Source organism: Marinobacter sp. ATCH36, assembly GCF_023555055.1.
Lineage (GTDB): Bacteria > Pseudomonadota > Gammaproteobacteria > Pseudomonadales > Oleiphilaceae > Marinobacter.
The window spans coordinates 1,368,377-1,392,666 of record NZ_JAMJPL010000001.1 but is presented as its reverse complement, the minus strand read 5'-3'; the positions used below and the strand labels follow the sequence as shown (position 1 = coordinate 1,392,666).

At 56.7% G+C, this 24,290-nt stretch carries 21 protein-coding genes; 13 read left to right on the top strand and 8 right to left on the bottom strand.

Annotated elements, in window-relative coordinates:
• The first annotated feature begins 63 nt into the window (after nt 1–63).
• The 6 genes from M8010_RS06260 to M8010_RS06235 all read left to right on the top strand — a co-directional run bounded on the left by M8010_RS06260 (nt 64) and on the right by M8010_RS06235 (nt 6,082).
• The gene (locus tag M8010_RS06260; RefSeq protein ID WP_250089702.1) at nt 64–735 is read left to right on the top strand and encodes an amino acid ABC transporter permease; all 672 of its coding nucleotides are present in this window, start codon (nt 64–66) and stop codon (nt 733–735) included.
• A 13-nt stretch (nt 736–748) separates the two neighbouring features.
• Nucleotides 749–1,495: an amino acid ABC transporter ATP-binding protein gene (locus M8010_RS06255; RefSeq protein WP_250089701.1), complete on the top strand. Its 747-nt coding sequence runs from the start codon at nt 749–751 to the stop codon at nt 1,493–1,495.
• A 101-nt stretch (nt 1,496–1,596) separates the two neighbouring features.
• Nucleotides 1,597–2,949, top strand: coding sequence for an adenosylmethionine--8-amino-7-oxononanoate transaminase (locus tag M8010_RS06250; RefSeq protein ID WP_250089698.1), 1,353 nt, complete (start codon nt 1,597–1,599; stop codon nt 2,947–2,949).
• A 9-nt stretch (nt 2,950–2,958) separates the two neighbouring features.
• A complete protein-coding gene (locus M8010_RS06245; protein ID WP_250089697.1) occupies nt 2,959–3,690 on the top strand; it encodes a 16S rRNA (uracil(1498)-N(3))-methyltransferase in 732 nt (243 codons plus the stop codon).
• Nucleotides 3,687–4,916, top strand: a complete 1,230-nt coding sequence (locus tag M8010_RS06240; RefSeq protein ID WP_250089695.1) for a DUF445 domain-containing protein — start codon at nt 3,687–3,689, stop codon at nt 4,914–4,916. Before M8010_RS06245 ends, M8010_RS06240 begins: the two co-directional genes overlap by 4 nt.
• Before the next feature lie 125 nt (nt 4,917–5,041).
• The gene (locus M8010_RS06235; RefSeq protein ID WP_250089694.1) at nt 5,042–6,082 is read left to right on the top strand and encodes an HDOD domain-containing protein; all 1,041 of its coding nucleotides are present in this window, start codon (nt 5,042–5,044) and stop codon (nt 6,080–6,082) included.
• Here the strand turns inward: M8010_RS06235 and M8010_RS06230 are convergent.
• Nucleotides 6,079–7,401: a YihY/virulence factor BrkB family protein gene (locus M8010_RS06230; protein WP_250089693.1), complete on the bottom strand. Its 1,323-nt coding sequence runs from the start codon at nt 7,399–7,401 to the stop codon at nt 6,079–6,081. The two genes, M8010_RS06235 and M8010_RS06230, sit on opposite strands and share 4 nt — an antisense overlap.
• Before the next feature lie 59 nt (nt 7,402–7,460).
• The gene (locus tag M8010_RS06225; protein ID WP_250089692.1) at nt 7,461–8,393 is read right to left on the bottom strand and encodes a D-2-hydroxyacid dehydrogenase; all 933 of its coding nucleotides are present in this window, start codon (nt 8,391–8,393) and stop codon (nt 7,461–7,463) included.
• A 97-nt stretch (nt 8,394–8,490) separates the two neighbouring features.
• On the opposite strand from M8010_RS06225, the gene tmpT reads away from it, so the two are divergent.
• The 4 genes from tmpT (at nt 8,491) to M8010_RS06205 (ending at nt 14,172) form a co-directional block, all read left to right on the top strand.
• Nucleotides 8,491–9,144, top strand: a complete 654-nt coding sequence (gene tmpT / locus M8010_RS06220) for a thiopurine S-methyltransferase (RefSeq protein ID WP_250089691.1) — start codon at nt 8,491–8,493, stop codon at nt 9,142–9,144.
• Nucleotides 9,145–9,379: 235 nt separating this feature from the next.
• Complete coding sequence (locus M8010_RS06215; RefSeq protein WP_250089690.1) at nt 9,380–11,302, top strand: PrkA family serine protein kinase; 1,923 nt, start codon at nt 9,380–9,382, stop codon at nt 11,300–11,302.
• A gap of 39 nt (nt 11,303–11,341) precedes the next feature.
• The gene (locus M8010_RS06210; protein ID WP_250089689.1) at nt 11,342–12,631 is read left to right on the top strand and encodes a YeaH/YhbH family protein; all 1,290 of its coding nucleotides are present in this window, start codon (nt 11,342–11,344) and stop codon (nt 12,629–12,631) included.
• On the top strand, nt 12,628–14,172 hold the full coding sequence (locus tag M8010_RS06205) for a SpoVR family protein (RefSeq protein WP_250089688.1): 1,545 nt from the start codon (nt 12,628–12,630) through the stop codon (nt 14,170–14,172). Before M8010_RS06210 ends, M8010_RS06205 begins: the two co-directional genes overlap by 4 nt.
• A gap of 26 nt (nt 14,173–14,198) precedes the next feature.
• On the opposite strand, the gene M8010_RS06200 is transcribed toward M8010_RS06205, so the two are convergent.
• From M8010_RS06200 to M8010_RS06180, 5 genes are all read right to left on the bottom strand, one after another.
• Nucleotides 14,199–15,557: a TrpB-like pyridoxal phosphate-dependent enzyme gene (locus M8010_RS06200; RefSeq protein WP_250089687.1), complete on the bottom strand. Its 1,359-nt coding sequence runs from the start codon at nt 15,555–15,557 to the stop codon at nt 14,199–14,201.
• Nucleotides 15,558–15,594: 37 nt separating this feature from the next.
• Nucleotides 15,595–17,643 carry a TonB-dependent receptor family protein gene (locus M8010_RS06195; RefSeq protein WP_250089686.1) on the bottom strand — a complete coding sequence of 683 codons (2,049 nt, stop codon included), beginning with the start codon at nt 17,641–17,643 and terminating at the stop codon, nt 15,595–15,597.
• 149 nt (nt 17,644–17,792) lie between these two features.
• Complete coding sequence (locus tag M8010_RS06190) at nt 17,793–18,518, bottom strand: LrgB family protein (RefSeq protein WP_250089685.1); 726 nt, start codon at nt 18,516–18,518, stop codon at nt 17,793–17,795.
• Nucleotides 18,511–18,891: a CidA/LrgA family protein gene (locus M8010_RS06185; RefSeq protein ID WP_250089683.1), complete on the bottom strand. Its 381-nt coding sequence runs from the start codon at nt 18,889–18,891 to the stop codon at nt 18,511–18,513. The genes M8010_RS06190 and M8010_RS06185 overlap by 8 nt, the downstream gene beginning before the upstream one ends.
• 2 nt (nt 18,892–18,893) lie before the next feature.
• Complete coding sequence (locus M8010_RS06180; protein WP_250089682.1) at nt 18,894–19,787, bottom strand: bile acid:sodium symporter family protein; 894 nt, start codon at nt 19,785–19,787, stop codon at nt 18,894–18,896.
• 200 nt (nt 19,788–19,987) lie between these two features.
• On the opposite strand from M8010_RS06180, the gene M8010_RS06175 reads away from it, so the two are divergent.
• Nucleotides 19,988–21,472, top strand: coding sequence for a WS/DGAT/MGAT family O-acyltransferase (locus tag M8010_RS06175; protein ID WP_250089680.1), 1,485 nt, complete (start codon nt 19,988–19,990; stop codon nt 21,470–21,472).
• 28 nt (nt 21,473–21,500) lie between these two features.
• On the opposite strand, the gene M8010_RS06170 is transcribed toward M8010_RS06175, so the two are convergent.
• Entirely contained in the window at nt 21,501–22,193 is a 693-nt protein-coding gene (locus M8010_RS06170) for a Crp/Fnr family transcriptional regulator (protein ID WP_250089679.1), read from the bottom strand.
• A gap of 84 nt (nt 22,194–22,277) precedes the next feature.
• Between M8010_RS06170 and M8010_RS06165 the strand changes: the two genes are divergently transcribed.
• Together M8010_RS06165 and M8010_RS06160 are read left to right on the top strand one after the other, a co-directional pair.
• Nucleotides 22,278–22,871 (top strand): HD domain-containing protein, encoded by a 594-nt coding sequence (locus tag M8010_RS06165; RefSeq protein ID WP_250089677.1) that lies wholly within the window; start codon nt 22,278–22,280, stop codon nt 22,869–22,871.
• Between the two features lie 38 nt (nt 22,872–22,909).
• On the top strand, nt 22,910–24,286 hold the full coding sequence (locus tag M8010_RS06160; protein ID WP_250089675.1) for a GntP family permease: 1,377 nt from the start codon (nt 22,910–22,912) through the stop codon (nt 24,284–24,286).
• The last annotated feature ends 4 nt before the right edge of the window (nt 24,287–24,290 follow it).

Here is a 24,290-nt window from a genome sequence, read left to right as displayed (position 1 = left end):
AAACCACAGTCGGGGCGCACAACGCCCCGGCTGGCAACTCCCCACCCAACGGAGATACCCACTGTGGAATTCCAGTTTCAGTTTGACTGGCAGGCAGCCATTAATTCGATTCCTTTCCTGCTCAAAGGTATTCCCTACACCCTACTGATTTCTTTTGGCGGCCTTGCCATCGGCTTTTTACTCGGCATCTTTTTTGGGTTGCTGAGCATCAATAAAAAATGGTTCTTTCGCTGGCCCGCAACGGCGTATATCGAAATTTTTCGCGGCACCCCGATTCTGGTGCAGGTGCTGTTTATTTTCTACGGCCTGCCCGACCTTATTGGCGGTCCCATTGACCCGTTGACGGCCGGTATCGCAGCCATTGCGCTGAACTCCGGTGCCTATATCTCCGAAGTCGTCCGGGGCGGCGTGCAGTCCATCGACAAAGGCCAGAATGAAGCCGGCTTGTCCCTCGGGCTGTCACGATCCCAGACCTTCTGGTCGATCATCTGGCCCCAGGCCTTCCGCCGCATGATTCCGCCCCTGGGTAACCAGGCAATTGTGAGTATCAAGGACACCTCGCTGTTCTCGGTCATCGGTGTGGGTGAACTGGTTCGCCAGGGCCAGGTGTATATCGCCAATACCTTTACCGCTTTCGAGGTCTACTTCGTGGTGGCACTTATGTACCTCGCGATTACCCTCTCCCTCTCTCTCGTGCTCCGCCTCGTAGAGCGGCGCGGACTGGCTTCTGTCTGAAGGATAGGTACCCATGACACAGATCGTGCAAATGCAGGGCATGAACAAGTACTTCGGTACCTTGCATGTCCTCAAGGAAATTGACCTGAGCGTTGAAGCCGGCGAAGTGGTGGTGATCATCGGCGCCAGTGGTTCCGGGAAGTCCACGCTTATCCGCTGCGTCAACGGCCTGGAAGAATTTGAATCCGGTAAGCTGGTGGTCGACGGCAACGAACTTGCCCCGAAAAGCGGCAATCCGAAGGCCCTGGCGGAAATCCGCAAGGAAGTGGGCATGGTCTTCCAACAGTTCAATCTCTTCCCCCACCTCACAGTGAAGAAGAACATCATGCTGGCCCCCATGAAGGTCAAGGACACCCCCCAGACCATTGCCAACGCCACGGCCGAGCGACTACTAAGCAGGGTGGATATTGCCAGCCAGGCAGACAAGTATCCCAGCCATCTCTCCGGCGGCCAACAGCAACGGGTAGCAATTGCCCGCGCTCTGGCCATGGAACCCCGGCTGATGCTGTTCGACGAACCCACCTCGGCGCTAGACCCGGAAATGATCGGCGAAGTGCTCGATGTTATCCGGGAACTGGCAAAGGAAGGCATGACCATGATGGTCGTTACCCACGAAATGGGCTTCGCCCGGGAAGTGGCCGACCGCGTGATCTACATCCACGAAGGCCAGATTGTCGAAGAAGGCAAGCCGGCAGATGTGTTCGACAACCCGCAGAACGAACGTACACAGGCGTTCCTGAGCCGGGTGCTGTCGCACTGAGCAGTTGCGATCCCAGGTGGTCAGCAGGCGCTGTTAACTGTAGTATTCGCACAGGTTAACCGCCGAGAATTCACAACCTGAGCGTCTGACGGAGAACTATCATGCGCAATGCTGACCTCGTCGCCCGCGGCCTGAAGTCCGTGTGGCACCCCTGTACCCAGATGAAAGACCACGAAGGCACTTTGCCTCTGGTTCCGATCAAGCGGGGTGAAGGTGTCTGGCTTGAGGATTTCGAGAACAACCGTTACATAGATGCGGTGAGTTCCTGGTGGGTCAACCTGTTCGGTCATGCCAATCCGAGAATCAACGCCGCCATTGAGGAACAGATTGGCCAGCTGGAGCATGTGATTCTGGCCGGATTTACCCATGAGCCAGTGGTTAATCTTTCGGAACGGCTGATCGAAGTAACCCCTGAGGGCCTCAACAAATGCTTCTATGCTGACAACGGTTCTTCAGCCATCGAAGCGGCGCTCAAGATGAGCTTCCATTACTGGAAAAACCACGGCAAGCCGGACAAGAAAAACTTCGTCAACCTGAGCAACAGCTACCACGGAGAAACCCTGGGCGCCCTCGCTCTCGGCGATGTCTCTCTCTACAAGGACACCTACCAGCCGTTATTGATGGAAGTGCTGACCGCCCCCTCTCCGGACGCTTTCAATAAGGAGCCGGGTGAGACTGACGAGGAATACGCGCTACGCCAGTTCGAAGCCATGGAAGCGCTGCTGGCGGAAAAACACAACGAAATCTGCGCCGTGGTGGTGGAACCGCTGATCCAGTGCGCCGGCGGCATGCGCATGCATCACCCCATTTACCACACCAAACTGCGCGAAGCCTGCGACCACTATGGAGTGCACCTGATTGCAGACGAGATCGCCGTCGGCTTCGGCCGCACCGGCACCCTGTTTGCCTGCGAGCAGTCGGGTATCACTCCGGATTTCATGTGTCTGTCCAAGGGCCTGACCGCCGGTTACCTGCCACTGTCTGTAGTGCTCACCACCGACAATGTCTACAACGCTTTCTACGACGACTACGAAACCCTGAAGGCTTTCCTGCACAGCCACAGCTACACCGGCAATCCCATCGGCTGCGCTGTCGCCCTGGCAACCCTGGATATCTTTCGAGACGACAATGTCATCGAGAACAACAAGCGCCTGAGCACCTGCATGGCAGACTCTGTCGCTCACCTTGCAGACCACCCCAATGTCGGCGATATCCGCCAGCACGGCATGACACTGGCGGTGGAAATGGTGAAAAACAAAGCCACGAAAGAGCCGTTCCCCTGGCAGGAACGCCGCGGCATCCGCGTTTACCAGCATGCCCTCACCCGACAGTCGCTGTTGCGCCCACTGGGTAACGTAGTCTATTTTATGCCACCTTACGTGATCACCGAAGAACAGATCCGCCACTTGGCACAGGTAGCCACCGAAGGCATCGAAATCGCGGTACGGGACTGACAGAACCTTATGCGAATCCCCCGAATCTATACCAGCTCCCCCCTCACGGAGGGGGCCATTGCCAAGCTGGATGACAGCGCAGCACAGCATGTTGGACGTGTCCTGCGCATGCAGAATGGCCAGGAACTACAGCTGTTCAACGGCGACGGCAAGGACTACCCTGCCACCATCACCAACGCCGGTAAAAAACGGGTGGAAGCCGAGGTTGGAACACCCGTGGAAAACACCACCGAATCCCCACTGGACATCTTTCTAGGCCAGACCCTCTCCAAGGGTGACAGGATGGACTACGCCATCCAGAAAGCCGTAGAAATGGGCGTCACCCGCATCGTGCCTCTAACCACCGAACGCTGCGACGTAAAACTCAAAGGCGACCGCGAAGACAAACGCCTGAGACACTGGCAGTCCGTCGCAGTCAGCGCCGCCGAACAGTGCGGCCGCGCCCGGGTACCGGAAATACTGCCAGTGATGACCCTGGCAAACTGGTTCGACTTCACCAGCGATTGCGACCTGCGCCTGGTCCTCCACCACCGCACAGAGCAATCCCTGAACACCCTGGCCAAACCCGCCAGAATCGCGCTGATGATCGGCCCCGAAGGCGGCCTGAGTACAGACGAAATCACCGCCGCCGAAACCGCCGGCTTCCTCCCCGTCGCCCTCGGCCCGCGGGTACTGCGCACAGAAACCGCCCCGATTGCCGCCATGGCCCTGTGCCAGTGGCTGTGGGGAGACATCGGATGACAGGCCTGTTAAGTACCATAGAATTCTGGCAATACCTCAGCATCCCGGTTATTGCCGCCCTGATTGGCTGGACCACCAACTGGCTGGCCATCAAGATGACCTTCTACCCACTGGAATTCGTCGGCAAACCGCCACTGCTGGGCTGGCAAGGCATCATCCCCTCCAAAGCCCGCAAAATGGCCGCCATCAGCGTCGACGCCACTATCTCCAAAATCGGCACCGTGCAGGAAATCTTCCAACAGATTGATCCCGAGGTACTCGCCGCACACATCATCTACACCGTTGAACCCCGCACCGAAGAATACGTCGACGAACTGATGCTGAAAGAGTACCCCACCTTCTGGGAAAACCTGCCGGCCTCCGCCAGAAACATGGTCTATGAAAGAGTCCGTAAAGCCACACCACAACTGGTGGACAACCTGGTGGGCGACGTCTCCGACAACATTGAAGACCTGCTGGACATCAAAAGCATGGTCATCGAGCGGCTGGCGAACGACAAACAGCTGCTGAACCGGATATTCATCGAGTGTGGCGAGGTGGAATTCCGCTTTATCATCAATTCCGGCCTCTACTTCGGCTTCCTGTTCGGGCTTGTGCAGATGACCGTGTGGTATTTCTTTCAGGCCTGGTGGGTACTGCCCTTCTTTGGCCTGCTGGTTGGCTGGGCCACCAACTGGATCGCACTGAACGTGATTTTCCGGCCACTGCACGAGAAAAAAGTCGGACCTGTCCGGCTACAGGGCCTGTTCCTCAAACGCCAGCAGGAAGTGGCCGAGTCTTTCTGCCACATCGTAACCCATGAAATCCTCACCGTAGGCAACATCATCAATGCCATCCTCGAAGGCCCGAAGGGCGACCGCGCACGCAACATGGTCAAGAAACATATCAAGCCCCTGGTTGATGAAACTGCCGGTATGGGTAAGGCCCTGACTCAGGTGGCTTTCGGACCCACCGGATTTGCGACTCTGAAGAACCAGGTCGGGCAGAAAGCCATCGAGATCTCTCAAACCTCGTTCAACAATCCGGTTTTCGAAACCGACAGGGCGAGGGCGGTGGAAAGCATCATGGTTGAACGAATGATTGCCCTCTCCTCAGAGGAATTCCAGGATCTTCTGCGCCCCTGTTTCCAGGAGGACGAGATCAAACTGATACTGGTGGGCGCCTTCCTCGGGTTTGCGGCCGGTATCTGCCAACTGGTCTTTGTGTTCGGTGGTTCCATTCTCTGACATTTAATGCGATAAAACCGACGGTTATATCCCAGTTTGGGCTGGGAATAATCGCAACCGGCCTCTATACTCCGGACATGCGGGTGTGTATTTCCCGGCGACTATTTTTTTCCCGGAGGCATTGGATGCCAGGCTTCATTTCCTGGATTTCAGGATTATTTTCTTCCCAGAAACCAGCAACCTTAACAGCATCCGAATCCCGTCTGCTTAATCCGGCAGCTTCGATGGATGACGATTCAGCCACAGACCCTGCACTGATCGTCCAACTGGAAGAGCACCTGTTTTGCTGGCTGCTGGATTCACCGCCTACCGCCCTGCGGTCGGAAGCCGGGCAATGGGAACACATCCTGGAAACGCTGCGTACGCGAATTGCCAATCACGAGCTGGATGAACTGCCCCGCCAACCGATGACCCTGCCAATGTTGATGCGGGCTCTGTCCAATGAAAAATCGGACCGTCACCAACTAACCGAGATAATCCTCAACGATCCGGCACTGACCGACCAGCTGCTGCAGATTGCCAACAGCCCCTATTTCCGGCCCAGCGACCAGCACATCGACTCCGTGGATCAGGCTGTTTTCCTGTTGGGAATGGACGGTATTCGCAACGTCATTGCCGCTGCAATCATGCGCCCGATGATGGCAGCACGTAACAGCCGCGAGGCGCTTTTTGCGCAGAGAGTTTGGCGCTGGGGTCTTACCTGTGCCCGAAGCGCAGAACTCATTGCCAAGATTCAGGGTCAGGATACCAGCGTCTATTTCATGGCAGGATTACTGCCCGCACTATCCTATATAACCCTGAGGCGGGAGTTGCAGCGAATCTGCCGAGCGGAGTCGGGACTGGCAGAGGCGCCACCCTCTCTGGTTCATGCCGCCCTGTCGCGCTACCAGTGGGCTGCGTCGCAAATGCTGGCCAACGAGTGGAACCTTCCGCCCAAATACCATGCGCAACTGTTGGCTGCGGAACGGCCGGTTCCAGGGCAGACACATTCCCCACTGAACGACGGTATCATTATCGGAACCCGGGAAGTGTTACGCCATGCCCACCAGCGCAACATGCCGGAGGAAGACATCCTGCGTATTATCCACATCTCCGGGGAACAGTTTACCCGGGTGCGCAAAGTCATCCTTGATGTTCTGGAGGCCGGGGTCCGGGGTCGCGCCTAGCCGCCTTTTCTGTCTTCTTTTTCCTGGCGCAATAATTCGGCAAAGGTAACTGATTCGTCTTCAGGAGCCTGGGCCAGAAGACGTCGAGGCACCCGATACGGCAGTCGATCAACCACGCGATCCTCATCGTGGCGAATGGCCTCCAAAACCCCTCCGATGGTGATTCTGTCCAGCGACTGCCCCGGGACCAGACAGTCACCATTACGCCCGGCCAGCGCCAGCAAGCGCGCGCGAATGAGTTTGTCGCTGACTCCGCGGGTCACTTCGCCGGGCACTCGCAGGCTCTGCTCAACTTCCTCTTGCTGGGGGGCTGGCCGCCCTTCACTGAACGGCTTGGCGACCAGCCACATCAGTGCCAGTCCGGTATTCTCTACCAGTTCCGGGGATAACCTTACCTGGCTACGCTTGGCGACCGCCCCGGGGTTCTGCAGATAGAACGCGATACTGGAGCCCAATAACAGGATGATCCAGTTCAGGTACAGCCAGATCAGCAGGATGATACCGATGGCGAAACTGGAGTAAATGGCTGCGTACTTCGCCGAACCTGCCACAAATGAAGCAAACAGCATCCCCGCCGCCTGCCAGGATATACCCGCCACCAGGCCACCGATCAAGGCATAACGAACCTTCACTCTGGTATTTGGAATAAACACATACACAAAGGTGAAGGCCCCGACCACCAGCAGGAACGGAGCAAAGCGGGTGGCGAAGATAATCACTGAACCCAGGGGCTCAACTGCCATCAGAGCCTGGACAAACGCCGACGAAAAAATCGTGGCACTGATGCCGATGGCCGACACCATCAGCAAGGGACCAATCATGATCACGCTGAGGTAGTTGCTGAAGCGTTGAGCCATGGAGCGCATGTCTGGCACCCGCCAGATCATGTTGAAGGAACGCTCGATTTTCTGCACCAGTGAAATCACGGTATAGACCAGCAGCGCCAGGCCCACGGAGCCCAGCACACCGACTTTCATATTATCCACGAACCCCAGAATCTGTTCGGCAATCTCAATGCCCTGTGGACCCATGGGCTCAAAGAACTGGTACAGAAACGGCTCCATACGCTGGTGTACGCCCAGCGCCTTGAGTACCGAAAAACTCAACGCCAGCAGCGGCACAATACTCAGCAAAGTGGTGTACACCAGACTCATGGCATGCAGGGTCAGGTTACCGGCGATGATATCCCGCACCAGTGCATAGGCTGTGCGGCCGGTTTTATAGAGCCATGTCCATGGCCAGCTTTGCGGCGGGTTGGGATTGGCCAGAATCCAGGTTTCGGCTTCCTGGAGCCTGTCTTTGAATTGGAAAGAAGCCACACATCGTCCTGCTTGCAAAAGGTATGTAAAGGTTACAACTCAGGAGAGTAACCGTTAAATCAGATAGATGACAGATTCCGGGCCGTTATCTCCACGATCCGCTGCCGGGCTTCCCGACTGGCCCAGGCGGAATGCGGGGTCACGATCAGGTTGGGAATGTCGTCTGCCAGCAGCGGATTGCCATTGCGCGGTGGCTCCTCGGTCAGTACGTCAAAGCCCGCACCACCAATCGTTCCTTCCCGCAGGGCATCGGCCAGTGCCTGCTCATCCACCAGGCCCCCACGACTGGTGTTGATCAGCAGCGCGTCCTTTTTCATCATCTTCAGCTCACGGGAACCGATCATGTTCCGGGTTTCGTCCGATAGCAGGCAATGCAGCGACAATACGTCTACCCTTGGCAGCAACTCATCCATGGGGATCCTGGGGTAACCATCCACCTCTCCCGCGGCCTGACCGGGCCTTGCGCCGAGCAGGATATTCATCCCGAAGGCCTTTGCACGTTCAACAACGCCCTGCCCGAGATCGCCATAACCGACGACGCCCAGTGTGCGTCCTTCCAGTTCCATGATCGGGTGGTCCATCAGACAGAACATCGGGCTATTGCCCCAACGCCCGGCCCGCACATCCCGGTCGTAATCCAGCAAACGCGTGGCCAGTGCCAGCATAAGCGCCATGGTGTGCTGTGCCACGGTCGAACGCCCATAGTTGGTCACATTCATCACCTTGATGTCATGCGCCCTTGCTGCCTCCTGATCGATGTTATTCAACCCGGTGGCCACCACCGCAATCGTTTTCAGCTCCGGGCAGGCCTCAAAATGCGCCTGTTTCAGTAACACCTTGTTCACCAGTACCGTATCAAATCCCCGGATACGCTCCACCACATACTCCGGTGAGGTTTGCGGGTGCATCACCATCTTGCCGGTTACCGCCTCAATCGGCGAAAGGTCGACGTCGTTACCCAGTGTGTCTGCATCCAGAAATACGGCTTTCATTAATCAGTCCTTATTCGTGATGTTTTCGATCAACCAACAGTTCCCAAGATTAAGTTAGACTGAATAAAACCTCCAACCGCTAAAAAGGGGAACGCACATGGAACACGAATTCTGGCATGAGCGCTGGGCCAAGAAAGAGATCGGCTTCCACGAGGGTACCGTCAATCAATACCTCTACGACCACTGGCCTGAGCTGGCCGGTCAGGGCACTGGGGCTGTTTTCGTCCCCCTGTGCGGAAAAGCCCACGACATGTGGTGGCTTAACGACCGTGGCCATCCTGTCATCGGCGTGGAACTCAGCGAAATTGCCTGCAAGGATTTCTTCGAGGAGGGCGGCGAAAAAGCCAAAGTTCACCCTGGCGAGCCCTTTACCACCTTCAAACACGGTGACCTGGAGCTCTGGTGCGGCGACTTCTTCCAGCTGGTACCGGAAGACCTGAAACACGTAAGGCTCGTTTACGACCGCGCCGCTCTGATTGCCTTGCCACCGCACATGCGCAAGGACTATGTCGACCACCTGTCGGCGATTATCCCGGACGACACACGAATTTTGCTGATTACCCTGGACTACGACACCGAAATCAAGGGGCCTCCGTTCAATGTCAGCGATAAAGAAGTCCGGGAACTTTACTCCGGCGATTACGAAATCGAACATGTCCTCACCAATACACTGGCGAAGGATCACCCCTTTACCAAGCGTAAAGGCCTTGCCGGAGCGACTGAGAGCGTGTTCCTGCTGCGGAAACTCTGATACACAATTTAATGAACCTTAACGCTTCTCCCCCTGTCCAAGTCCCGAAGCTTGAACTAAGCTCAAAGTAACCAGACCGACATAAGCGCCACAGCGTAAATCGGTCTGGTACTCCCTATACTTCCACCCATAACCATAACCACCGCCCAAAAAAGGCGGAGCCAATAGCAACGGGGAATTTACGTGAATCGAGATTAGTCTTTTCACAGTTAAGCGAGCAAGCGAGGGGCCATCTATGAGCATCATGCAGCACTTCAAAGACCGGTATGAAGCAACTCAGGAGGAGGAATACACTCTTGAGGAATACCTGGAGATCTGCAAAAAGGACCCAACGGCATATGCCACCGCCGCGGAACGAATATTGTTGGCCATCGGCGAGCCGGAACATGTCGACACATCCCGTGATTCCAGATTGTCACGTATATTTTCCAACAAAGTGATCAAACGTTACCCGGAATTTTCCGAGTTTTACGGCATGGAAGAAGCCGTGGAAAATATCGTGTCATTCTTCCGACATGCCGCTCAGGGCCTGGAAGAGAAGAAACAGATCCTTTACCTGCTTGGTCCTGTTGGTGGTGGTAAATCCTCGCTGGCTGAAAAACTCAAGTCACTGATGCAGAAAGTCCCTTTCTACGCCATCAAAGGCTCACCAGTGAATGAATCCCCGCTGGGCCTGTTCGACCCGGCAGAAGACGCTGAGATTCTGGAAGAGGAATACGGCATTCCGCCGCGCTATCTCAAGTCCATCATGTCGCCATGGGCGGTGAAGCGTCTGCACGAATATGGTGGTGATATCAGCCAGTTCCGCGTGGTGAAGATGTACCCGTCGGTGCTGGACCAGATTGGTGTGTCCAAAACCGAACCAGGGGACGACAACAACCAGGATATTTCCGCGCTGGTGGGCAAGGTCAACATCCGCATGCTGGAAGACTATTCCCAGGACGATCCGGACGCCTACAGCTTCAGCGGAGGCCTGTGCAAGGCCAACCAGGGCCTGATGGAATTCGTGGAAATGTTCAAGGCCCCCATCAAGGTTCTGCATCCGCTGCTGACCGCCACCCAGGAAGGCAACTACAACACCACTGAAGGTATGGGATCGGTGCCGTTCGACGGCATTATCCTTGCCCACTCCAACGAGTCGGAGTGGCAGACATTCCGTAACAACAAGCACAACGAGGCCTTCCTTGACCGGGTTTACATCGTCAAGGTGCCCTACTGTGTGCGCGTTACCGAAGAGATTGATATCTATCGCAAACTGTTGCGGGACAGCTCCCTTGCAGGCGCTCCCTGTGCTCCGGACACCCTGGATATGCTGGCGCAGTTTTCCATACTGTCGCGCATCAAGGAGCCGGAAAACTCCAGTATTTTCTCCAAAATGCGGGTATACGATGGCCAGAACATCAAGGACACCGACCCCAAAGCCAAGTCGATGCAGGAATACCGGGACGCGGCCGGGGTGAACGAGGGTATGGACGGACTTTCCACCCGCTTCGCCTTCAAGATTCTGTCCAAGGTTTTCAACTTTGATACGACGGAAGTAGCTGCCAATCCGGTCCACCTGCTCTATGTGCTTGAAAAACAGATAGAACAGGAACAGTTCCAGGTTGAAACCCAGGACCGTTACCTGCGTTTCATCAAAGAATTCCTGGCACCTCATTATGTGGAATTCATCGGCAAGGAAATCCAGACCGCTTACCTGGAGAGCTACAGCGAGTATGGCCAGAATCTGTTCGACCGCTACGTGACCTATGCCGATTTCTGGATACAGGACCAGGAGTACCGCGATCCGGAAACCGGGGAAATTCTCGACCGCTCGTCCATCAACGACGAACTGGAGAAGATAGAGAAACCCGCGGGCATCAGCAATCCGAAAGACTTCCGCAATGAGGTAGTCAACTTCGTATTGCGGGCACGGGCGAACAACCAGGGTCGCAACCCGTCCTGGCTGAGCTATGAAAAACTGCGCAGCGTGATCGAGAAGAAGATGTTCTCCAACACCGAGGACCTGCTGCCGGTTATTTCCTTTAATCCGAAAGCAAGCCAGGAAGATCAGAACAAACACAAGCAGTTCGTCGAGCGTATGGTCGATCGAGGCTACACGGAAAAACAGGTCCGGCTCCTTGCGGAATGGTACCTGCGGGTTCGTAAGTCTCAATAAGTCAGCCGTCATCAGCGGAACTGGAGTGAAACTATGGGCATGACCCACGTAGTCGATCGGCGACTGAACGGGAAGAATAAAAGCGCGGTAAACAGGGAAAGGTTCCTGCGCCGTTACCGCCACCACATCAAGAAGGCGGTGGCGGATGCGGTTCACCGTCGCTCCATCACGGATATCGAACGAGGCGAAAGCGTCAGCATCCCTTCCAGGGATACCGATGAACCGATTTTTCATCACGGCCAGGGCGGCAAACGTGAGGTAATCCACCCCGGCAACAAGGAGTTTGTAACTGGCGATACCGTGCCCAAACCTCCGGGCGGGGGTGGTGGAGGCCAGGGTCAGGGCCAGGCCAGCCCGGATGGCGAGGGTATGGACGAATTTGCCTTCCAGATTACTCAGGAAGAGTTCCTGGATTTTCTGTTTGATGACCTGGAGTTACCCAATCTCGCCCGCAAAAAGCTGAAAGATACCGAAGCGTTCAAGTATGTTCGCTCCGGCTTCTCCACCCAGGGCGTTCCAGCCAAGCTGGACGTGGTGCGTTCCCTTAGAGGCGCGCACGCGCGGCGGCTGGGCCTCGGTGGTGCCCGCAAGAAGAAAATCCGGGACCTGGAGAAGGAATTGGCAGCTCTGAAAGAAGCACCGAATGATCTGGATGCGGCATTTAGCCATGAAGATCAGATCAAGGCCCTGGAGGAGGAAATTGCAGAACTTAAGGCCAATGTCCGCCGTATTCCCTTCATCGACGAGATCGACCTGCGGTACCGCCAGCACCTGAAGAAGCCACAACCGGCCACCAGTGCTGTGATGTTCTGCCTGATGGACGTGTCCGGGTCGATGACCCAGATGCACAAGGACATCGCCAAACGTTTCTTTATCCTGCTCTACCTGTTCCTGAAGAAGAACTACAAAAAAATCGAAGTGGTCTTCATTCGCCACCACACCAGCGCCAAAGAAGTGGATGAGCAGGAATTCTTCTACTCACGGGAGACCGGCGGCACCATCGTCTCCAGTGCCCTCAAACTGATGCACAAAATCATCGAGTCCCGTTATTCTCCGGCTGAATGGAACATTTACGCAGCCCAGGCCTCGGATGGCGATAACTGGAATGATGACTCGCCCATCTGCAGCAAGTTGCTGGCTGACAGCATCCTGCCGCTGGTTCAGTATTACGCCTATGTGGAGATCACACCCCAGGATCACCAGATGCTGTGGTACGAGTACGAGAAGATCCAGGAACGATTCCCCCAGAGTTTCGCCCTGCAGCAGATCGCCGACCCCGGTGAGATCTACCCGGTCTTCCGCCAGTTGTTCGAGAGGAAAGCCGCATGACCGACACCATGGACAGACCCAACGAGCCGAGAACCCGGGAGCCGATTTCCACCAGCTCCGAGTGGACCTTTCCACTGCTGGAAAAGTACGACGAGGAAATCGCCAAATGCGCGGCAGAGTTCGGGCTGGACACCTACCCCAACCAGGTTGAGGTGATCAGCGCTGAGCAGATGATGGATGCCTACAGTTCCGTAGGCATGCCGGTTGGCTACCACCACTGGTCCTTTGGCAAGCAGTTCCTGTCGACCTCCAAGGGTTATCAACGGGGCCAGATGGGGCTGGCGTATGAGATTGTCATTAATTCAAATCCCTGCATAGCCTACCTGATGGAAGAGAACACCCTACCTATGCAGGCGCTGGTAATTGCCCATGCCTCCTATGGCCACAACTCATTCTTCAAGGGCAATTACCTGTTCCGTACCTGGACCGATGCCAGCGCCATTATCGACTACCTGGTCTTCGCACGGGACTACGTGGCTGAATGCGAGGAGCGCCACGGAGTGGACGCTGTTGAACAGATCCTGGACTCCTGCCACGCGCTGATGAATTACGGCGTGGATCGTTACAAGCGCCCCGCCCCCATTTCCGCCGCCGAAGAAGCACGCCGGCAGAAGGAGCGCGAAGAATACCAGCAGCGCAGGCTCAACGACCTCTGGCGAACCATTCCAAAACTGGACGACGACGAAGACCCGGTCAGACGCAAGCAGCGGTATCCAGAGGAGCCCCAGGAAAACATTCTTTACTTCATTGAAAAAAATGCGCCGTTGCTGGAAACCTGGCAACGGGAAATCATCCGTATCGTCCGCAAGCTGGCGCAGTATTTCTACCCCCAGCGCCAGACCCAGGTGATGAACGAAGGCTGGGCTACCTTCTGGCACTATACCCTGTTACACCGCATGTACGACAAGGGTCTGGTCAACGACGGCTTCATGCTGGAGTTCCTGCAGAGTCATTCCGCGGTGGTCTACCAACCGCCGTTCGACAGCCCCTGGTATTCGGGCATCAACCCTTACACCCTGGGTTTTTCCATGTTCACCGACCTGCGGCGCATCTGCGAAAATCCGACCGATGAGGACCGGGAATGGTTTCCGGATATTGCGGGTACGGACTGGGTACAAACCTTGCATTTCGCCATGAAGAACTTCAAGGATGAAAGCTTTATTCAGCAGTTCCTGTCGCCCAAGGTGATGCGGGACCTGAAGTTCTTCGCCATCCAGAACGACGATGAAGAGGATGTCTACCGTATCACCGCGATCCACGACGACCCGGGATACCGCGTCCTCAGGGAAAAGCTGGCACGGCAGTACAACCTCAGCTACCGCGAGCCCAATATTCAGGTGTGGAACGTGGATGTGCGGGGTGACCGCTCACTGACCCTGCGGCACATTCCTGTAGACCGGGTGCCATTGGGTGAAGATACCGAGGAAGTACTGCGCCATGTCCACCGGCTGTGGGGCTTCGATGTGCACCTGGAGAGTGTCGACGACGGCCAGGTGGTGGACGAAGCACACTGCCCGCCAAAGGATCTGGATGATGAGTGACCGCAAGGTCACTCATCAGGCCTGATTTACGCCGGAACAGAAGGCAAACCCGACAGGGCCATGGCCAGTTCCTGATCATCGTATTCGTGGTCGCTCAGTTCACCAGCGAAATACGATGTATAGGCCGCCATATCAAAATGGCCGTGACCGCAGAGGTTGAACAGGATGACCTCTTCCTTGCCTTCGCGCTTGCAGCGCATGGCCTCGTCAATAGCACCCTTTACCGCATGATTGGCTTCCGGCGCCGGCACAATGCCTTCGTTACGTGCGAACAGCACACCCGCCTCAAAGCATTCACGCTGCGTATAGGACACTGCCTCAAACAGCCCCAGCTCCTTGGCATGGGACACCATGGGCGCCATACCATGGTAGCGCAGACCGCCAGCATGGAAGCCCGGCGGGGTGAAGCCGGACCCCAGGGTATGCATCTTGGTAAGCGGCGTCATGTGGGCAGTATCACCGTAATCGTAGGCGTATTTACCTCGGGTCAGGGTCGGGCAGGCGGAGGGTTCTACGGCCACAATCCGTGATTTCTGCCCGCCGCGAAGCGCATGGCCCATGAACGGGAATGCGATGCCGGCGAAATTGGACCCACCACCGGTACAACCTACGATGACATCCGGCCAGCAATCCGCCATTTCCATCTGCTGCATGGACTCCAGGCCAATAATGCTCTGATGCAGCAACACATGGTTCAGAACTGACCCCAGTGCGTACTTGGTATTCGGATCCTGCACCGCCAGCTCCACGGCCTCGGAAATGGCAATGCCAAGGCTGCCGGTATGGTCCGGATTGTCCGCAAGCACCTTGCGCCCGAATTCTGTCAGCTCCGATGGTGATGCCACACATCTGGCGCCGTAGGTTTCCATCACCGCACGGCGGTAGGGCTTCTGATCATAGGAAACCCGCACCTGGAAAACGGTCACGTCCATGTCGAACAGCGACCCGGCAAACGACAGTGACGTGCCCCACTGGCCCGCGCCTGTTTCCGTGGTAAGGGTACGAATTCCGGCTTCGCGGTTATAGAAAGCCTGGGGAATGGCGGTGTTGGGCTTGTGGCTACCAGCCGGGCTAACCCCTTCGTACTTATAGAAAATTTTGGCTGGTGTTCCCAGTGCCTTCTCAAGGCCGTGGGCCCGGTATAAGGGGGCTGGTCGCCAGAGCTTGTAAACATCCCGCACGGGTTCGGGAATTTCAACTTCCCGTTCAGTGGTCACTTCCTGCTCAATGAGCGACATGGGAAACAACGGCTCAAGATCAGAAGGCCCAACCGGCTGCTGTGTCCCGGGATGAAGTACCGCGGGCAGAGGCTCCGGAAAATCTGCCTGCAGGTTGTACCAGTACTTCGGCATCTGGCTTTCTTCGAGAAGAAACTTGGTTTGCATGATTATCAATACCTGGGGTTCGTGTTGTTATCAGGCCTCAGAATACCCATTCCACGCCAGCATAAAAAGTTCTTCCCGGGGCGGGCTCGAAATAGCCCCTGTCTTCCACCGGCCGGTCAGCGTTGGCATTGATACGAATATTGCTGAAGTAGTCCTCATCCAACACGTTACGGACGCCACCGTAGACGTTCAGGCTCTGAGTACCGAAACGAACGGTATCGCCGGCCCGGACGCCCAGCAACCAATAGCCGGGGACGTTTGTCTGGTTGCTGTTTTCAGCATACAGGTCGCCAACGTACTGCCATTCCAACGCCGCAAAGCGCTGGCCATCGCCGCGCCATTCCACTTCCGTCACCCACTGCTCACGGGGCAGGCCGGGCAGGCGGTTGCCGTCGGCGTCGTTACCCTGTTCGCCGGTGAAATCCCTGAGCTCGTAATCGGCAAGGGTCAGTGCGCTGGTTATCCGCCAGGCGTATGAAATATCCCAGCTCAGGCCGAGTTCGATGCCGTTGCGTTCCGTGCGCCCGGCATTTTCGTAGAAGGTGCGGCTGTCTATTTCATAGGGAAGAATTTCATCGTCCACCCGTATTGAAAACAGTGCCAGATCATAGCTCACCCCCTGCCCAAAACTGCCGCGCACCCCTACTTCCCGGTTGAGGGCCTGTTGCGGCTCGATATCGGGGTTGAACCCACCGCTGCCATCGGGGTTGGCAAATTCAGTAAAGGTGGGAGACTCGAACGCCGTGCCAATCGTTGCATACAATTGTTGGCGAGGAGCAAGCCGGTAACTGATACCGGTAAACCCGCTGAACTCATCATAGGTGCGGCTGCCGGAATCATCCCCGTCATCCAGCTTATCGTCATCCACGGACAGCCTGAGACGGTCAAACCGGGTGCCGATCGACACATTCAAACGCTCGGTTATGGCCAGATCGCCCTGCGCAAATATCGCCGCTGTTGTCGCATTCTGGGTTTCCTCCTGGGTCTGCCCGGTGACATCCCCGTTAAATGAAACCGAATAGCGGCGGCGTTCGTCAACCTGGCGATGCAGGTCTGCCCCCACCACCCAGGTCAGCGGACGCCCTGCCACTTCACTGCCCTGTTGGTAATCCGAGCTGATACCGTAAAACTGACGATCATACGCAATCAGACTGGGGCCAGGAAAGGGCAGTTGCTGTCTGAAATCACGGCGTGTAAAAAAGGTGCTGACGGTTAAATCCCCGGCACCGGCGGTCGGTGTTTCATACAGCAGACCGAACGTCTGCTGGTCAACATCCTGCCCCGAATCCAGCCTTTTCGCATTGTCGGTGGCCTGGCGCCGGTCTTCGGCGACCTGTTCAGCGGTAAGGCCCGCGGGATCCCCCGCCTTTGGCGTGTGCAGGGCATTGAGCGTGGCGGTTAACCGCTGCCCTTCGCCCCATTCATGAGACAAGCGGCCGTTGAACAGGCCCTTCTCCACCTCACTCTGTTCACGATAGCCGTTATAGTTAAGCCAGGACATGGTGGCAATGCCGCTGGTGTTACCCCGGGTGCCGTTGGCCTGAGCGGTGGTCTTGTAATAGTCGTTGCTGCCGACATCCTGGCGCAGCCGAGTACCCGGCGGCTGGTCGTCTCCCCGGGCGGTGGTGATGTCAATCACGCCGCCGGAGGCATTGCCGTACTGAACCGATGACGGCCCCCGAATGACCTCGATGCGCTGGGCGGAATCCAGGTCCACCGCATCAATCTGGGATTGGCCATCCGGCAGGGTGTAGGGAATGCCATCAACCTGGATACGAATACCCCGAATGCCGAACGGCGACCGGGCCCCAAAACCACGGGTGGACAGTCGAAGGTTCTGCGCGAAGTTATAGCGGTTCTGGAAAAACAGGCCGGGGACCGTATCCAGCGATTCATCCAGCTGCAGGCGCTGCTGGCCCTCCTGAATGTCGGGCGTATCTGTAACGGAAACGGCAGCAGGCGTTTCGTACAGATCCCTCACCAACCGGGGGGACGTAACCTCAATGACGGTTTCATCCGACTCACTGGTTTCCTGTGCGTTGGCCACTGCTGATGCACCAGCGGCCACCATAACTGAACAGGCCACAACCGACGTCCTTATACCAATCACTCTTCCCCCTGATTCTTATTCAATGATTACCCTGTGAATTGAATACGAGGTTACTACGGGTTTGTATGAGATCTTTAACCTCCCGGGGTCACACTTTGGTGTTGCACCAAAAGTACGCTCTCTCACTAGATTCCAATCAGATCCACCAGCCAGGGAACGACAAGGGCTGTCGCGAATGCAGAAAGAGCCATCGCCAGGCCGGAAAAAGCACCCATCTGGGAGCTGACCTGAAACGCTCGCGCCGTGCCAATGCCGTGGGAGGCCACACCCATGGCAATGCCTTTAACACTGTCGTCGGTGATTCGCATCCACTCAAACAGCTTGGTGCCGAGTACCGCACCGACGATGCCGGTAGCCACCACCAAAACAGCGGTCAATGAAGGGATACCACCGATGGTTTCGGCAATACCCATGGCCACCGGTGCGGTCGCGGATTTGGGCGCCAGTGACATCTGGATTTCCCGGGATCCGCCAAGTAACCATGCCAGGGCGATGGAGCTGCCAGCCGCAATGACCACGCCGCTGACCAGGGAGATGGTAACCGGCAACCAGAGCTGGCGCAGCCGGGAAAATTGCTGATACAGGGGAACGGCCAGTGCAACAGTGGCCGGCCCCAGCAGAAAGTGAACAAACTGCCCGCCTTCAAAGTACTCATCATAGGCCGTCCCGGTGGCCAGAAGAAATGCAATCAGCAGCGCCACCGACGTTACCACGGGATTCACCAGCGGATTCGAGCCGGTCTTCAGATACAGGCGATAGGCCAGCCCATAGGCCACCAGCGTTATGGTCAGCCCCAGTAACGGTGACGCGGAAAGATAAACCCAGATATCCCTGATGGCCGGTTCATTCACCCGCTTGCCCTCCTCCATTTCCTGGCCGGACAAACCATCGCGTGGTCACCTGCATGATGCCGGCGGTGGCGACCATGGTAATAATGGTGGAGAGAAACAGGGTCAGTGCAATCGGCAGCCATTCTTCGGCGATTCGGCCAAAATGGGCCATCATGCCCACGCCGGCGGGCACGAACAGCAATGACAAGTGGCTGAGCAAGGCAGTTGAAGCGTTCTGCAACGGTTCCGGCGTCTTGCCACGAATCATCAGCGTTAAAAACAGCATCACCATCCCCAGTACCGGGCCGGGGATGGGAACAGCCAACAGGCGAACAGTGATCTCCCCTGCCAATTGATAGACCAACAGCAGGGTGATTCCGTTGAGGAAATTCATGGTCAGGTCTCGTGTACCGGTTTGGTGATCACCGTAGCCGGAATAATTTTCCGGCCATAGGCCGCCAACAGAAAACCGATGGGGAACATCAACACGCCGTAGACCGCTGCGGGAATCGACATGGTGCTGGACTCCAGTAGCGTCAGGGTCACCAGCAAGGCAATGGTGCTGTTCTTTATGCCCAGCTCTACAGCAACTGCGATGGACTCACGCTGGGTTAACCCGGCCGCCCTGCCTGCCAGAAGACCGAGAAAAATACCCGCCAGGTTCAACAACATAGTCGCAGGGCCCGCCTGGCGAAGCAGATCCCAGATCTGGTCCCGCACTCCCCAGACCAGCCCGACCACCAGCAGCGCCAGAACCACGCCCCCGAATACGCTCACCGCACTCTCAGCGCGACGTGACAGATCGGGTGCGCGGGTGCGAAAAACCATACCGACAGCAACCGGAAACAACACAATACCAATCAGCATGCCCACCGTGCGCCCTACCGGCAGAGTGATGGATTCCTCCGTTCCCGCGTACAACTGCAGCGCATAATTTGTGAGGATTGGCAGAGTAACAATGGTGATGAGGCTGGCAGTGACTGTCAGCACAATCGACAGGGCGATATTGCCCCGCGCCAGTAACACAAACAGGTTGGAGGTCGTTCCGCCCGGACAGGCCGCAATAATCACAAGACCCACAGCAATGGCGGGAGGCAGATTGAGCATGGAGGCCAAAGCAAAGGCAATCAGGGGCATCAGCAGGATCTGGGCAATCGTGCCCACAATCATGCCTTTGGGATAGACCGCTACCTGACGAAAATCCCTGACGGACAGGGTCATGCCGATACCGATCATGATGATAAACAGGGCGATCGGTAACCCTGCAGAAATCAGCGGACTGGACTCCACAGTGCCTCCATGGATTATTGTTTTAAGGAAGTTAGCCAGCTAAAGAAAATAGCACAAGCGAAGCAAAAAAGTTGAAAGCTTTCACTTCGTTCATCGTGTGATTATCCCTGTTGTTGCGTATACTTGCGAACAACAATTAAGTGAACGGAAAGGCTGAGTGTCGCTCACCGTTCAGCAGAACAAAGGCAAGAGGACGATTGATGAAACGCCTGGGAACACTGGACGCATCCTGGCTGGCTGTGGAGTCGGAAGACACTCCGATGCACGTTGGCAATCTGCAGATTTTTTCGCTTCCGGAAGATGCCCCGGAAACCTTTCTGAGGGACATGCTTGCCCGAATGAAGGCAGATGCCGATATTGCTCCCCCCTGGTGCTACAGGCTGGCGTTTCCCGGATTTCTTGGCCGCCTGGTGGCTCCCTCCTGGAAGGTCGACAAAAAGCTCGACCTGGATTACCACGTTCGCCATTCAGCGCTGCCCCGCCCCGGCAGCGAGCGCGAGCTGGGCATCCTGGTGTCACGGTTACATTCCAACCCGCTGGATTTTTCCCGCCCCCTCTGGGAATGCCACATTATCGAAGGGCTGGAGAACAACCGCTTTGCACTCTACACCAAGATGCACCACTCGATGATCGACGGCATTAGCGGTGTCCGGCTGATGCAGCGAGTGCTGAGCAAGGACCCGGGTGAAATCAATATGCTGCCTCCCTGGTCGGTGCGCCCGGACCGCACCCGCGGCAGTAAAACCGACGATGAAGCCAGCGTTCCCGCCGCATTTTCACAGGCAATGGATGCTCTGAAACTGCAGGCCGATATGGCCCCGCGCCTGTGGGACGCCATGAACCGACTGATCAAGTCAGCGCGGCACCCGGAAGACGGGCTTACCGCGCCATTTGCGGGCCCACTGTCGGCGCTCAATCATCGGGTTACCGGCCAACGGCGCTTTGCTACCCAGCACTATCAACTGGAGCGCATCAAAAAGGTCAGCCAGGCCACCAATGGCTCCCTGAACGATATCGTGCTTTACCTCTGTGGTACCGCCCTGCGACGCTTTCTTCTGGAACAGGACGGCTTGCCGGAGACACCACTGACTGCGGGTATCCCTGTTAATATCCGCCCCTCTGACGACCAGGGTACGGGGACGCAGATCAGTTTCATGATTGCCTCACTGGCAACCAATGAAGCGGACCCGTTGACACGGCTGTCGCATATCAAGCAATCCACCCGGCGGGCAAAACAACACCTGCAAAAGCTGCCCCGCAAGGCACTGACCCAGTACACCATGCTGCTGATGTCGCCCTATATCCTGCAATTGATGTCGGGTATGGGCGGGCGCATGCGGCCGGTTTTCAACGTGACCATTTCCAATGTGCCGGGCCCGGAAGAAACGCTGTATTACGAAGGCGCGCGACTGGAAGCCATGTATCCCGTGTCACTGATTGCCCACGGTGGAGCTCTCAACATCACCTGCCTTAGCTACGCAGGCTCACTGAACTTTGGCTTCACAGGCTGCCGCGACACGCTGCCCAGTATGCAGAAACTCGCGGTCTATACCGGCGAGGCTCTGGATGAACTGGAAAGCCTGGTTTTGCCTCCGCCTGGTAAATCCGAACCTGCGGCAGGAAAAGCGAAGTCGGCCACCAGGGCTCGAAGGGCGCCGCGCAAAAAAGCCACACCCAAGACCTGATGCAATGCCGGCCCTGCGGGGCCGGGCGTTAATCAATGGTATCGAGGTGGCGCTGCAATACGACAGGGTCCGTTAACGTGATCCTGCCATAAGCCAGTTGCACCAGCCCCCGCCGCTCAAAATCCTTGATCCATTTATGCACGCCCTGACGCGTCATCCCCATCATATTGGCCAGGTGCTCCCGGGTGATCCAGATAGTCACCGGGTCCGTCCCGACAACATCGTTACCCTGGATCTGTGCCAGGAACAGCAGCCGCCGGCCAACTCTTGCAGCAATGCCCCTCAGAGCGTCGTCTTCGATGATCGACATCGCCGCCCATAACCGGCGGCTGACCATATCAACAATCACCGGGTAGCACTCCGGATACCGCGCCATAAGCTCTCGAAACAGATCCCCCGGGAACTCGACCAATGTTGCAGCTTCGTGAGCGGTGGCACCATAGACCCGCCGCATCCCGGGAGAAAACACCGAATCTCCGAACCAGGTTCCGGCACTGAACATCACCAGAGTGGCTTCCCTCCCTGCCGGATTGACTGAACTTATCCGCACCACGCCACTGGCTATTACATTGAGGGTTGAGGTGGCGGAACCTTTGCTATGGATAAGCTCATCGGCCTCGAAACGGCGAATGCGGGCAATGGCCGCCAGATCGCGAAACGCGGTTTCGGGGAAGCCGGCGAATAAAGGGCACTGGGCGAGGACAGCCTTGATATCGGTCATGACCTGAATTGTAAACGAATTGACAGTCTTCGCCGATCACTCTTACCTACACTCGGCAGTTTCCGAGTATAACTGGAGAACAAGATGAGCCAACGATCAGAAAACCAGGCCACGTTCACCCACATGAAAGATGGCAAACCAGAGGACTGGCAGATTATCGCTTCGTCCTTCGGTGAATTTGCCAAAGGTTTGCCAGAGCGAATTCTGGCGCATCTCAAACTCCTGGAAGGGGATTTCGGCGGGTTTCCCATCGACCGGCTGACCCACTGCCTGCAAACGGCCACCCTCGCCCACCGGGACGGAAAAGACGACGAATACGTGGTGTGTGCCCTGCTGCACGACATTGGCGACACTCTTGGCTCCTATAACCATGCCGATGTCGCTGCGGTGCTGCTGGAACCCTTTGTCAGCGAAGCCAATCACTGGATGGTAAAACACCATGCCATTTTCCAGGGCTATTTCTTCTTCCACTACCTCGGCATGGACCGGGATATGAGGGACCGGTACCAGGACCACCCTCACTTTGAGCGCACCATCGAATTCGTTCACAAGTACGACTCACCGGCATTCGACCCGGATGCTGAAACCCTGCCACTGTCCTATTTCGAACCCATGGTCCGGCAGGTTTTCGCCCGACCAGTGCGGTCACTGTACAAGAAAGCTGAAGGGGTCATGTGACCCCAGCCCCCTGAATAACAACTATCGGATTCACCTTCATGCTTGCAAATCTGGGCCTTCTGGCCGGTCTTGTTCTGTTGATTGTCATGGCCCTGCGCGGGGTCAATATTCTGGTCGCGGCACTGGTGTCAAGCCTGATCGTTGCGGTGACCAACGGTTTGGGAGTCGCGCCGGCTCTTCTCGACCATTTTCCTTTTGGACCACTGGGCGCTTTCAGCTTCGCCGGTAAGTTTTTTATCCTTTTCCTGACCGGTGCCATTTTCGGCAAGATGATGGCTTCCAGCGGGGCAGCCGGGTCCATTGCCAGTGCCATCACCCGGGGCCTTGGGGCCAAACGCACCATTCTTGTGACCATGCTGGTGTGTGCGTTGCTGACCTACGGTGGCGTAGTGGTGTTTGTGGTGATTTTCACCATGTACCCGCTGGGCGTGGCGCTGATGAGGGAAGCCAATCTCCCCAAACGACTGTTCTGCGGTGCGACCGCTCTGGGCGCCGGCACCTTTACCATGACGGCGCTACCGGGCACCCCTTCCATTCATAACGTCATCGCTGCCTCGGCATTGGGCACCGATCTGTTTGCCGGCGCACTCATCGGCCTGACCGCTGCTGCGGTGATGTTTGTGCTGGGCATGGTTTACCTGGAGCGGCAGTGGACCAAGGCCCGTGCGGCCGGAGAAGGCTACGTGGTCAATGCCCAGGATGAATATATGGAAAACATGGCGCCGGCGCTGCAGCATGGCCCGAAATGGCAACTGAGCATTATTCCGCTACTGCTGGTACTGGGCACCATCATCGTGCCGAGGCTGCTGACCGCTCTTGGCATTGCCGATGGCGAAACGCCAGTGCTCGGACCATTGATTGCCTTTGCCGGAAATGAGCCGATCGTGTGGCCCAGCTTTGCTCTGCTGATCGGCGCTGCGAGCTGCCCGGTACTGTTTCCCGGTTTCCGCAGCAAAGCCATGGAAAGCCTGGGCATCGGCGCCAATGATGCCATCATGCCGTTGCTGAACACCGCGGCGGTAATCGGCTTCGGCAGCGTGGTGACCCAGACCACCGGCTTCAACAGCTTTGCCCAGTGGGTATTGGAACTGCCGCTGCCACCGTTGCTGTCCGTATTCGCTTCGGTCAGTGTGGTCTCGGCCATTGTGGGGTCGGGGTCAGGCGGGCTGCAGATTTTCATGCAGACGTTTGCCGAAAAATATCTCTCGCTCGGCGTGGAGCCTGAGGCCCTGCACCGGATTGCCACACTCGGTTCCGGCGGCATCGACTCACTACCACACTGCGGCGCGGTTATTGCGATGCTGACCATCATGGGCCTCAAGCACAAAGAAGCCTATAAAGACATCTTTGTCGTGACGGTAGCCATTCCAGTCGTTGCGACGCTTGTGGCCATTGGCATGGTGACGGTGATTTAAGCAA